This window comes from Novosphingobium cyanobacteriorum (genome assembly GCF_029436685.1).
Taxonomy (GTDB): domain Bacteria; phylum Pseudomonadota; class Alphaproteobacteria; order Sphingomonadales; family Sphingomonadaceae; genus Novosphingobium; species Novosphingobium cyanobacteriorum.
In genome coordinates this window covers 44,731-56,184 of record NZ_JAROCY010000023.1, presented here as the reverse complement: position 1 = coordinate 56,184, position 11,454 = coordinate 44,731, and the positions used below count along the sequence as shown (strand labels likewise).

Here is an 11,454-nt window from a genome sequence, read left to right as displayed (position 1 = left end):
CCAACATCCCCGCCCTCGCCGTTCGTATGCACAAACGGACAGCCTCAAACATGCCCAAGGGTGGGGTCAATTTTAGACGCCGATTACCCCTCAAACGGGGTCAATTTTGCACGCCGGTCTACATCTTGGGATCGAGGCTGGCGAAGTTGCACAGCTTCATCGCGACGGAGCTGCTTGACCTGCCCAATGCTGCGGCTAGCTGCTGGATTTCTGGATTGCCCGAATGCAGCTTCCCGAACGGCAGTTGCAAATAGAGGTAGAGCGCGAGAACCGTCTCCTCCTCGCTCCAGCGTTTCCGTAGGCTGCCTTCGTCCCCCATGTCAGTGTTGTGAGCGAGGCCGCCCAGGGGCGCAAGTGGCTTGGAGTGCTGTGGTTTCTCCGGCGGGCACAAAGTTCCTTCGATCTGGGCGCCCGTTTTGTGCACCGGACCTGGCCGCACGCGTTCAGCCATCAATGCCCGGCCCGCGCCGGTTCGCGGGCGCTCACCCGTGTTGGGCATGACGGCTGACCTTGGCCGTGCGGCCTGTCGGTTTGGTGCAACGAGCCACCAGATACGAAAGGACAAATCCATGGCCCGCAACAATCCCGCACCGGCAGCCGAAACAAAGGCCCCGGACTTCATCGCCTGGCACGTCGCCAACCGGGGCGACAAGGCCTTCTGGACCAAGGTTGGAGCAGCGTGGTTCCACCGCGACCGCAAGGGGGTTTCGCTTCAGTTGGAGGTCGTGCCGATCAATGGCCGGATCGTCCTGCGCACGCCGCTCGACGACGAGGCCAAGGAGCAGCCGGGCGCTTAGCGCCCGGCCAGGATCGAGGATGTGACGCTGCGAATTGCGCCGCGTCGCATCAGGCCTTTGCCGATTTTCTTTGCGCGAGGTGCGTGCATCTTGCGATCAGCCCAGGCTGGCGCGCTTGCTCTGATTGGCCACTGGAAATGGCTCTGTCATTTCGCGAGCCTGGCTAAGACCTCGCGAAAGCAAGCAGCGGCTCGATCTCGCCACCATCCGCTGCCCTCAGCGCCGCGACATAAGCTCTTCTGGTTTCACCTGGATCAACCAGATTGGCCCTGCCCCAAGTGAAGCGGGGCTGGCCGAGCTCCATTGCGAGCAGGTCAGCGACCAGGCGGGAGTGCCGACCATTGCCGTTGGGGAATGGGTGTATGGACACCAGCCGGTGGGAGAAGCGGATCGCAATCTCGTCCGGCGGGTAGGTGTCGTTGTCTACCCAGTACCGCGCATCATGGACGAGCTCTCGCACTGCCATGGGAATGCGGTAGGCGTCGATGCCGATATTGCGCGGGGTCTTGCGATACTGGCCTGCCCACTTCCAGACTTCGCCAAACATCCGTTTGTGCAGATCACGCAGGAATGCATCGTCGAGCACGTCAACATTGCGCGCGCGCCGGAGCCAGAGGCTGGCCCGGGTGATGTTGACCTGCTCGGCTTCGTTCAGTTCAGCCCTGGTGGTGATGTAGGTCGGAATAAGCTGTTCGCGTTCTTCCGCTTCGAGCGGCGTATTGGCCTCGTCTTCACCGTCGTAGAGAGGATCGGTCATTCATCCTCCCACAGGTAGCGCAGCGGCTCATTCAGGATCTCGGCAGTGAGGCGCTCAAGTTCCTCATGCATCTGTCCAGCGGTTAGAGACTGGTTCTCCAGCATCATGCCCTGTGCAACGGGACCGAACTGATCGAGAGCTTTGGCTGCCGCCCGTTCGCGCACGACCTCGTCGAGCGGTGCCTTGGGCACGAGCGCGTATACAAGCTGGCAGTTGAGCGCCTCGGCAGCCTCACGCAGGGATTTGAGGGTAGTGCTATCGGTCGCCTCGGCCTTTTCCAGCGCGACGATGCGCGACTGCACCACGCCCATGCGCTTGGCGAGCTGGCGCGATGTCATGCCCAGCGAATCGCGGATTGCACGTATCCAGCCCCCGTGCGGACGCGGGAGGCTTTGCTCCCGCAGAAAGGCGAGCTTTCTATCGAGGTTTTTTCGGGCCAGTTCGGCTTGCTGATCCTTGATCATCGCAGTCCTCCGCTGCTCCTATGATCATTTCTATGTGATCGTGTCAATGTATTTTGATCTATCAAAAGTGATCTAAGTGAGGCATTTTTATCATCCTTATGTGATCGATGATTGACGGTTCCGCCCTCATTCGCGCAAGCGATGGGCTTGAAGCAGATCGAGCCAGTCGAGATTGCGGCGCGAGGCTCAGAGGGTTCAACCAGTGCATGGCTCCGAAAAACATCGCTAATTGCGGGAAGTGCCTTTAAGCTGATCAAGGTAATCGGCCCACCATTGCGCCATCTCGACGCGTTCGGCCCAATGCGCGCCACGATGGTAAGCTGCCCGAACGGCATCCTTGTCTTTGTGCGCCAATGCCCTTTCGATGGCATCGGGCGACCACTTGCCCGACTCGTTGAGCAAGGTGCTCGCCATGGCCCGAAAGCCGTGGGCGGTCATTTCATCGCCGGAGTAGCCGAGCCTCCGCAGCGCTGCATTGACCGTGTTCTCTGACATCGGTGATTTCGGCGTCCTGATCGACGGGAAAACATACTTCCCGCCGCCGGTGAAAGCCTTGGCCTCCTTCAGCACAGCGATAGCCTGCCTGGACAAGGGAACTGCGTGTTCGAGGCGGGTCTTCATCTTTGCGGGAGGGATGCGCCACACCGCTTCGTCGAGATCGATCTCCCGCCATTCCGCGTGGCGCAGTTCGCCTGGCCGGACAAATACCAGCGGCGAGAACAGGAGCGCATACTTGGTTGTCGGGTAGCCTTCGTAGCCATCGATCGCGCGCAGCAGTTCGCCGACGCGCCGCGAATCGAGGATCGCGGCGAAATGCTTTGGTTTGCGACTGGCGAGCGCGCCGCGCAGATCGCGTGTGGGATCGACCTTGGCCAACTGGTTGGCGACCGCGAACCGGAACACCTGTCCTGCGAACTGGAGCGTCCGGTGAGCCTTCTCGTCGTTCTTGGACGCTTCGTAAGGCCGGACAGCCTCCAGAACCTCTACCGGCTCGATCTCGACAATCGGACGGTTGCCCAGCTTCTTTTGCAGCAAGCTCAGGAACCACTCGCGCTTGCGGACCGTCGCTGCCGCCAGCCCATCCCGGCGGTTCTTCTCGATGTAGGCTTTGGCGACCGCGCTGAAGGTGTTCAGCGCGCTGATCTTGGCAGCAATCTTGTCACGGCGTTTCTGATCAGCTGGATCGATGCCTTTGGCCAAGCTCCCCCTGGCCGTATCGCGGGCATCGCGAGCGTCACGGAGCTTCAATTCAGGATAGGACCCCAAGGCAAGCTTCTTCTCGACCCCGGCGCCATTGCGGAATTTCATTCGCCAAAGCCGTCCGCCCGAGGGTGTCACGAGCAGATAAAGGCCCTTCTCGTCGGCAACCTTGTAAGCCTTGGCTTTGGGTTTGAGGGCGCGGATCGCAGTCTCTGTCAGAGCCATTTGGGGGCCTTTCGAATTTGGGGTTGGCGAAGGCCCCCACAAAAGGCCCCCAAATCGTCGCGGCTGCAGGCGAATTTCAGCGAACCTTGGCGGCCAAGCCAAGGCAATTTATCGCAGATTTCCGAGGTTTTAGCAACCTTCAGCGGTCAATAGCGAAGGTGGAGGTGGTGCCGCTTACGTGACTCGAACACGTGACCCCATCATTACGAATGATGTGCTCTACCGACTGAGCTAAAGCGGCATTCCGGCTGCGTTTGCGGCGGGAAGGCGGCCCCCTTACAAGCGCTTGCCGCGTTGTGCAATTGTCTTTTCCGTCGGCGGGAAGCAATTTGCAGGAACGCACGCCATCGGCGTCAGCGGCCACCGGGGCGATCGGACAGCACGGCCACCCCGCGACGCAGTGCCGGCGCGGCAAGCCATGCCGCCACGGCCCAGCCCGCCACGCCCAGGCCCACCACCAGCGCGACATCAAGCTTCGCCTGCACACCGGCGCGCCGCAGCAGGACGTCGGCCAGGAACCCTATGGACAGGGTTCCCACCAGCGGCAACAGCACCATGCGCGCGGCATCGCCCAGCGGACCGGACTGGGGCGGTTGCACACCTGCGGCCGAGCGGAACAGGGCAATCGAGGCGACGATGGTCACCGCCGCCGCCGCCGCCGCCGCCGCCACTGCCCCGAATGGCGCCGCCACCAGCGTGAGCACGCCCGTAGCCACTGCCGCAGCCCCCTGCACCGCCAGCACGCGCCCCTGCCGATCGTGCACGACCAGCGTGGAGGACGACACGGCAGAGACCAGTCCCGCCATGCGCGCGATGCAGAATACGCTCACCACCGGCCCCGCCGCCGCCCAGGCCGGCCCAAGCGCTATGGGTGTCACCCGGTCCGCCACCAATGCCAACAGGGCCAACGCGGGAAAAGCCATTGCCGCAAACAGCGAAAGCAGGCGCAGCCAGACCCCGGTGTCCTGCACGCCCCGCGCCCGCTCGGCAGCCAGCGTGGTCGTGGTAAGCAGGCTCGCGGGCTGGACGAACATGTCGGCGAGCGCGGTAACCATCCGGTTGCCTGCGCGGTAAAGTCCTGAAGCAGCTGGAGAAAACGTAAGGCCCAGCAGCAGGTCGCCACTATAGTTCGCCAGGAAACCCACCAGCACCGAGCCATAGCGGCTGCGGGACCATCTCAGCACTTCACCCACGTCTGCAGCAGGCGGGCGTTGCCAGGCCGGCACTTTGACCACCAGCCCATAGATCGCCACGTACAGCAGCATGCGCATGTAGACTTGGGCGACCAACGCCCACAGCCCGCAACCCTCCAGCAGCAGGATCGCCGTGCCGATGCCAGAACCGAATTCGACGGCGACGGTGGAGACGTAGTAGCGCCTCACCTGCCCGCTGCGCAGCATCAACGCCTCCATCCACCCCGCCACGCCGGCGATCAGGTTGGACGGCGCCAGCGCCAGGATCACGGCGGCAACACCCGCGCCCCTGAACATCAAGGGTGCAGCCAGTCCGGTCAGTACGAGCAGGATCAGCCAGCCGAGCGCCACCACGCCATTGGCCACCAGGCATGCCCGTGAGACCGCGAGCCCGCGCTCCTCCGGAGCTTTGAGCAGGAACTCGAACGGCCCGGTGTAGAGCATGGTCCGCGCAAGGGTGAGCAGCGCCGCGCCAATGGAAAACACGCCGAAGTCGGCAGGCCCGAGCACCCGCGTGGCGACCAGGGTGACGCCCACCACCGCAACCTGGTTGCTCACGCGCGCCAGCATGGCGATCGCGGCCGTAAAGCTGCCCTTGCGCGTCAGGGCCACCAGTTTTGCCAGCACGCTGATGCTCCCGTCAGGCCCGCCGCGCCAAATCGCGCAGCACACCCAGCAATTGCTCACCGGCTCGCGCCCAGGTGTAGCGCCCACCCCGTGCCCGTCCGGCGGCGACAACACGATCGCGCAAGCCTGGATCGGCCAGAGCCCTGATCTGCTGTGCCCACGTCGCAGGCGCACCGGCATCGGCGTAGAGGGCGGCGTCCCCGCACACTTCGGGCATGGCGCCGCAGGGTGCGACGATCGCGGGACAGCCGCACACCATCGCTTCCACCGGCGGCAGGCCAAAGCCCTCCGTCAGCGACGGAAACAGCAGGGCGTGGGCCCCTTCGTACAGCGCGCGCAACACGCGGTCGTCGCAGCTGCCGGCAAACACCGCGTCATCGAGCGGCGTCAGTCCGGCGGCGATCAGCACATCGCGCGAGGGCCCAACCACCACCAGCCGCAAGGGTGCGAGCGCCCCTCCGGCAAAGGCATCGAAAACCACGCGATTGTTCTTGTAGGCCTTGCCGCTTCCGAACATCAGCGCATAGCCACCGGGGGCAAGGCCCAGCCGCGACAGCGCCTCCGGGTCCGCGTCCTGTTCCAGAATGTGGTCCGCACCGTTGGCCAGCACTTCCACCGGGGTTTTTCCGGTGATCCCGTGCGTGGCAAGCTCTTCGCCGGAAAACGCCGATACGGTCAGCACCCGCGCGCTGCTGCGCGCCATCAGCGGCGTCAGCAGGCGATAGCCCAGCCGTTGCCGCCAGGGATAAGAACTGTCCGCCCGGCAGAACTGCGCATCATGCAGCATCGTCACCTTGGGCCGGTGCAGCACGGGGGCGAGATTGGCCAGGTTGACGAGCAGCGCGCCCTTGGCCAGTGCAGGCAGCCGCCACTGCTCCCATTTCTGGCTGGCAGGCTGGTCATCCTCGAAAACGGATATGACGCCCAGCCTGATCTTGTCACCGCCACCGCGCGGCACCACCACCGAGAATGATGGATCGTCAGGCTCCGCCGCCTGCGCCAGCAAGGCGTCCACTTCCTGGATAAGCCGCGCCGATACGCGGTGCACGCCGTTCAGCGCGCCGGCAGTAAACTTGCCGTTGAAGACAACGCGGCGCATCCGCCGGTCACATCCGCTCGATCTTGCGGGGATCCATCCGGCCGATCGCTATGTCCGCCATGGCGCGCAGGTTTCCGGCCAGCCGTCCGGCACGGTCGATATGCGGTTCGGGGAACGGCGTGCGCAGCAGGTTCGCGGTCACGTTTTGCCAAAGCAGGCGGCGCGCCAGCTTGCGCGGCATCGTGCCCTTGCGCAGCAGGTAGACGATGTTGGCCACCTGCGAATACCCCAGCTTCACGCCCGAGGTGCGCCCGCCCTTCACCCCAAGATGCACCCCGGTCAGCCGGCCGGTGGACAGGATCCGCCCGCGCCGCGAAAGCTGGTGGGTGAAATCGATGTCCTCCTGCCAGCCATACAGCGGCAGCGCCTCGTCAAATCGCAAAGATCCCGCAGCCGACAGGCGGATCGCCATGTTGCAGCCATAAAGCGCCTCGCGGTCGCGCATGCGGGGGTCGAGCCCGGCAGCATGCTTGCCGATCAGTTCCAGCGCCTGCTCGATGGTGTACCCACCCGATCGCACGCCGTCCCCCACCAGATCGCCGGTCAGGCCCACGATCGAAGGATCCGAGGCCAGGATGTCCTCCAGCTCCGCGATGTAGTTCGGTGCCATCACGAAGTCATCGTCGAGGAACAGGATCACATCGGTGCGCCTGGCCAGCAGGTCCAGCGCCCGGTTGCGCTGGCGGCACAGTCCCTTGGGAGAAAGCGCCACTTCGGGTCTCACCACGCTTTCCGCCGCCGTGCCGGCATCGGCCTCGGAAGGGACCACCAGCAGCACGCCATCGGGCTGGCGGGTCTGGCTGGCGATAAGGTCAACAGTGCGCCGCACGAGATCGGGGCGCCCGACAGTGGCGATAACGACGTGGATGCGCAGCATGCAAGTCCATCAACAAGGCCCGGCACCAATCGCCGGAGAGTGAGGGTTGTCTAAAGTCATTGTGCAGTGCAGTCGCCTCCGGTTGCCTCCGATCCCGACCCGTTGGGTCACGACAAGCACCGCACTGGTGTTAAACCCTAAGGAACATTTTCACTGCTGGTGCAGAACCACCCCTTCTGGCGACTTTCACCAGCGCCTTGCGGAGACTGTTTGTCGATGTCCGGTGTCGGCCAAGAGATTGTTATAAATGGCCGATTCCTGATGCAGCCGGTCACCGGCGTGCAGCGCGTCGCGCGCGAAGTGGTGCGGGCGATGGACCAGCTGGTGGCAGACCGCCAGTTGCCATGGGCGGCGCACGCAAGGCTGCGCATCGTGTGTGAAGCCGGTGCCGATGTCTCCGATCTGGGTCTTCGCGCCACCGAAGTTGAACGGACTTCGGGCAAGGCGACGGGCCACCTGTGGGAACAGGCGGTCCTGCCCCGCCATGTCCGTGGCGGTCATCTGCTTTGTCTCGGCAATACAGCACCTTTGGTCATGCTCGCCGCGGGTCAGCCGGTCACGGTGATGATCCACGATCTGTCGTATCAGCAGTTCCCCGGTGCCTATCGCCTGCGCTATCGGCTCGGCCACCGCATGATGCTGCCGTTCCTGCTGCGCCGCGCGCGCAAGCTGCTCACCGTGTCGGAAACTGAAAAAGCCGTGCTAACCGGGCTCCACCCCCCTGCGCTGGAAAGCATCCGGGTGGTCCGCAACGGTGGCTGGCGCGATGGCGCAGTGTCGCGGCGCGACAGGGAGCGCCCGGTTGATGGCCACCAGCCCTATGTGCTCTATGTCGGCTCGCTCAGTGCGCGCAAGAACATCCATGGCGTGCTCGCCACCGCCACCCTGCTCGCCCGGGAAGACGGGATCGCCACCGTGCTGGTCGGTTCGGCCAGCGACATCCTGGCTCCGATCGCGGCCAGCGTTCCCGATGACATCCGCCACCTCGTGCGCTTTGCCGGCCAGGTGAATGATCTCGATACGCTGGCCGGCATCTATCGCGATGCCGCCTGCCTTCTTTTCCCTTCGTTCTACGAAGCAAGCCCCCTGCCCCCGCTCGAAGCGATGAGCTTCGGGTGCCCGGCTGTCGTGTCGGCAATCCCTTCGATGACTGAACGTTGCGGGCGCGCCGCAACCTATGTCGATCCCGCCAGCGTGGACGATATGGTTGCCGCAGTCCGCTCCGTCATCGGTAGTCCTTCGTGCATTGCAGAGCAGGTCGAACGGGGATATCAAAGAGCCCTGCGCTGGACTTGGCGTAGTCAGGCTCAGGCCGTCCTTTCGGCCTTGCTCGAAGGAGCAAAAGAAGACCTGACGCCTCAGGCCCGGCCGGAGGGGGGGGAGGATGCGTGGTTTGGCCGGGAACGGGCAGCAACTCTCTCGCTTTGAATACGATGGGTAAAAGCCAGCCGGGTGCCGGATTTTGCGGCAGATCGGCGGCAAGCGGAGAAGGGTTGCCGAGATGGTCTTTCAACACATGCACGACGATTCCGTCGATTTCCCGTTTGAAACCGATGATCCGGAAACGGGCATCGCGGCCGCCAGGGGGTTGATAGTCGGCCTCGCGCTCAGCCAGGTGTTCTGGATCGCGGTCGCCTGGCTCATCTTCCACTGATCACGTGCAACTCGGCCCACAGTCCGGGCCATACAGTATAGCGGTCGGTCAGCACCGGCTCCGTGGCCTCGCTCAGTCAGCGTTTGCTCCGCACGCCTGATATCAAGCTCCGTTGCCGGGACCGCAATCGATCAAACGACGGCATGGCCGCACCCGCCGGTGCGGCCATGCCTATTTCATCCAGATCCAGGTCGGTCAGCAGGCGCCCCGCCCCAGCAGCACGGTGGGAACGGTCATCGCCAGGATTTGTACATTCAGCGACAGGGAACGACTGCGGGCATAGGCCACATCAAAGGCCACGCGGCGGCGATATGAAGTCGTGTCGTCGCGCTGCACCTGCCACAGGCCGGTGACGCCCGGCTTCACGCTGCAATAAAGCGCGAAGTGGCGGCCATAGCGCGGGATTTCGTTTTCCACGATCGGACGGGGTCCGACAAGGCTCATCTCGCCGCGCAGCACGTTGATCAGCTGCGGCAGTTCGTCGAGGCTGGACTTGCGAAGGAACGATCCTGCCCAGGTGATGCGCGGGTCCTTGCGCAGCTTCTGGGTCCGGTTCCACTCTTCGCGCGCTGCAGGATCGCTTTCCAGCAAAGCCTTCAAACGCACGTCGGCATCCACAACCATCGTCCTGAACTTCAGGCAATGGAACGTCCGCCCACCTGCACCCACACGGCGATGCGCGAACAGCACCGGGCCGGGGTCTGAAATCCTGACGATGATCGCAATCAGAACGAGCAGCGGCAACGCAAACAGCAGCGCTGTAAACGAGATGGCAATATCAAGCGCACGGATAGAGCGGTCACCAAAGACTGGCGCATCCGCTGTACGTGGCGGCAGGGCTGACGCATTGTTCCAGCGCGCCGCTGTAATGGGCAGTGCATTGCTCATTGCGGTCCTCCTTCACCAGCCCCCCCGGGCATGAAGGGAACATGCTTTGTGCAGGCCTTCAGGTCAGCGCCGGATAGACCCGCCTTGGTGCGATTTTCTCGAATTGGTCTGGAACGCGCGTCAAATTAACCAATCAGGCCCACGCTCCACAGAATTCCTCCCCAAAGAAGCACGGAGCTCACAAGGGGAAATCCAAGGCGAAACCACCCCGGGTATCGATCCGCGCGCAACTCGCTCTGGCTTTGCTCAAGAACGGCCAGTCCTGATTGCAGGGCGTGCACGGGCGAGGCCACAAACGTGTCCTCATCCCCGGCAAGCCGCGGTGCAGCACGGTTTTCCGGCTCTGGAGCGGGAATGTAGCGGAATTTGGCGAGCGGCATGGGAATGACCTCCAGCCGCAGGATACCGGGGGGCATCTTAACCCCCCTGCAGAAACTATTAGGTGTTATTACTGATACGTATATTCACGTATCTAATCAACAATTTGCCGCACTGCAACATTGGCTTCATTCTCGAGCAGTCTAGCGCCGTTTCGCTCCGGAAAGGAGCTCCTCGGTAACCGGGTAGCCGGCCTCCGACGGGATCGTCAGCCACGCCTGGCCATCCCGGTGTGCCACCACCGGTGAAATCGTGACAATCGGAGTCGCTTGGGCATGGTCCCTGGCCGAATCGAAGTCAGGCCAGAGAGCCAGTCGCTCGAGGTTTCGGCGCGTCGGAAAGATCACCTTGATCCTCTGCTCCTCCGCCAGCGCCAGCGCCTCTGCGGCAGTTGCCCAGAACAGGTGGCGGTTCTCTGTTGCATCCACCACCAGATCGACAGCCCCGGTGCCCAGGTTGGCCAGATAGAACCGCGTGTCGAACACACGCACCTCGCGATGGCGAGGCCACCACCGCGCCCACGGCACCAAGGCGTTGAAATCAACGCTCCAGCCATAGTCGTCGAGCACCTGGTCCAACCGGCCATGGCCGATCAGGTCGCTCCTCGCCTGCCTCGCGGCAGCCACGCTGACCGCACCCGCAACCCCGACTACAAGGCCGGTTTCCTCAAGTGTTTCGCGGATTCCCGCGATGCGCGCCGCTGCATCTGCGGGTTCCAGATCATGAGACAGGCGTTCGGCAAGCTCGACATCGGCCTGATCCACCTTGCCCCCGGGAAACACGGTGGCACCACCGGCAAATGCCATGGATCCCGCCCGTTCGACCAACAGGATCTGCGCGGGGCCACCGTCAGGCGCTCGGCGGAACACGACCACTGTCGCCGCCGGGCGGGTCAAGGCGCGAACTTCATCATCGGAAAGATGGTCTGGGCTGCTCATGGCAGAACCATGGCGCGCGGCTCAATCACCTGCAAGCATCCTGCTGGCCAAGCCTTGCCCGCGAATGGCCCACCTGCATGTCGGCAGCGTTTACAGGTGTGCCGAACCCGGAAATGCAGCGGGATCGATGAACCGCGAAAATTGGCCATTCTTCGAAATTGGCACACGACCTGCATAGTGCATGCCGTCCCGAAGAAGCTTCTTCATCGAGGCGGAGCCGACCAAAGTCTCCTCGGCTCCGCCTCTCCCGGGAACCTCCACATTATCTCCGAAATGGACTTCGCAGATGCGAAAACGCGGCCCCGTGGTTAACGAGGCCGCGCCTGCAACATATTGATTTCGCGGTCGCACAGGCGA

The 11,454-nt window shown here is 63.5% G+C and carries 13 protein-coding genes and 1 tRNA gene; 3 read left to right on the top strand and 11 right to left on the bottom strand.

Features of this window, described 5'->3' with window-relative positions; genetic code table 11:
* Positions 1-118: 118 nt before the first annotated feature.
* Positions 119-319, bottom strand: a complete 201-nt coding sequence (locus POM99_RS18850; protein ID WP_277280206.1) for a hypothetical protein — start codon at positions 317-319, stop codon at positions 119-121.
* 250 nt (positions 320-569) lie between these two features.
* Here POM99_RS18850 and POM99_RS18845 point away from each other — a divergent pair, with 250 nt between their 5' ends.
* Positions 570-797, top strand: coding sequence for a hypothetical protein (locus POM99_RS18845; protein WP_277280204.1), 228 nt, complete (start codon positions 570-572; stop codon positions 795-797).
* A 163-nt stretch (positions 798-960) separates the two neighbouring features.
* Here the strand turns inward: POM99_RS18845 and POM99_RS18840 are convergent, their stop codons facing one another.
* The 7 genes from POM99_RS18840 to POM99_RS18810 all read right to left on the bottom strand — a co-directional run bounded on the left by POM99_RS18840 (position 961) and on the right by POM99_RS18810 (position 7,239).
* On the bottom strand, positions 961-1,554 hold the full coding sequence (locus tag POM99_RS18840; protein ID WP_277280203.1) for a mobile mystery protein B: 594 nt from the start codon (positions 1,552-1,554) through the stop codon (positions 961-963).
* Complete coding sequence (locus POM99_RS18835; protein ID WP_277280201.1) at positions 1,551-2,018, bottom strand: mobile mystery protein A; 468 nt, start codon at positions 2,016-2,018, stop codon at positions 1,551-1,553. The genes POM99_RS18840 and POM99_RS18835 overlap by 4 nt, the downstream gene beginning before the upstream one ends.
* Before the next feature lie 225 nt (positions 2,019-2,243).
* Positions 2,244-3,443 (bottom strand): tyrosine-type recombinase/integrase, encoded by a 1,200-nt coding sequence (locus tag POM99_RS18830; RefSeq protein WP_277280200.1) that lies wholly within the window; start codon positions 3,441-3,443, stop codon positions 2,244-2,246.
* Positions 3,444-3,608: 165 nt separating this feature from the next.
* A tRNA-Thr gene (locus POM99_RS18825) sits at positions 3,609-3,684 on the bottom strand.
* A gap of 112 nt (positions 3,685-3,796) precedes the next feature.
* The gene (locus tag POM99_RS18820; protein WP_277280198.1) at positions 3,797-5,263 is read right to left on the bottom strand and encodes an oligosaccharide flippase family protein; all 1,467 of its coding nucleotides are present in this window, start codon (positions 5,261-5,263) and stop codon (positions 3,797-3,799) included.
* Between the two features lie 13 nt (positions 5,264-5,276).
* A complete protein-coding gene (locus tag POM99_RS18815; RefSeq protein WP_277280197.1) occupies positions 5,277-6,362 on the bottom strand; it encodes a glycosyltransferase family 4 protein in 1,086 nt (361 codons plus the stop codon).
* A gap of 7 nt (positions 6,363-6,369) precedes the next feature.
* On the bottom strand, positions 6,370-7,239 hold the full coding sequence (locus POM99_RS18810) for a glycosyltransferase family 2 protein (RefSeq protein WP_277280196.1): 870 nt from the start codon (positions 7,237-7,239) through the stop codon (positions 6,370-6,372).
* A 261-nt stretch (positions 7,240-7,500) separates the two neighbouring features.
* Between POM99_RS18810 and POM99_RS18805 the strand changes: the two genes are divergently transcribed.
* Positions 7,501-8,667 (top strand): glycosyltransferase family 4 protein, encoded by a 1,167-nt coding sequence (locus POM99_RS18805; RefSeq protein ID WP_277280194.1) that lies wholly within the window; start codon positions 7,501-7,503, stop codon positions 8,665-8,667.
* Positions 8,668-8,755: 88 nt separating this feature from the next.
* The gene (locus tag POM99_RS18800) at positions 8,756-8,893 is read left to right on the top strand and encodes a hypothetical protein (protein WP_277280192.1); all 138 of its coding nucleotides are present in this window, start codon (positions 8,756-8,758) and stop codon (positions 8,891-8,893) included.
* A gap of 195 nt (positions 8,894-9,088) precedes the next feature.
* Here the strand turns inward: POM99_RS18800 and POM99_RS18795 are convergent, their stop codons facing one another.
* The 3 genes from POM99_RS18795 to POM99_RS18785 all read right to left on the bottom strand — a co-directional run bounded on the left by POM99_RS18795 (position 9,089) and on the right by POM99_RS18785 (position 11,097).
* Positions 9,089-9,781: a sugar transferase gene (locus tag POM99_RS18795; protein WP_277280191.1), complete on the bottom strand. Its 693-nt coding sequence runs from the start codon at positions 9,779-9,781 to the stop codon at positions 9,089-9,091.
* Between the two features lie 125 nt (positions 9,782-9,906).
* Positions 9,907-10,197, bottom strand: coding sequence for a hypothetical protein (locus tag POM99_RS18790; protein ID WP_277280189.1), 291 nt, complete (start codon positions 10,195-10,197; stop codon positions 9,907-9,909).
* A 105-nt stretch (positions 10,198-10,302) separates the two neighbouring features.
* On the bottom strand, positions 10,303-11,097 hold the full coding sequence (locus POM99_RS18785) for an NUDIX hydrolase (protein ID WP_277280186.1): 795 nt from the start codon (positions 11,095-11,097) through the stop codon (positions 10,303-10,305).
* Between the last annotated feature and the right edge of the window lie 357 nt (positions 11,098-11,454).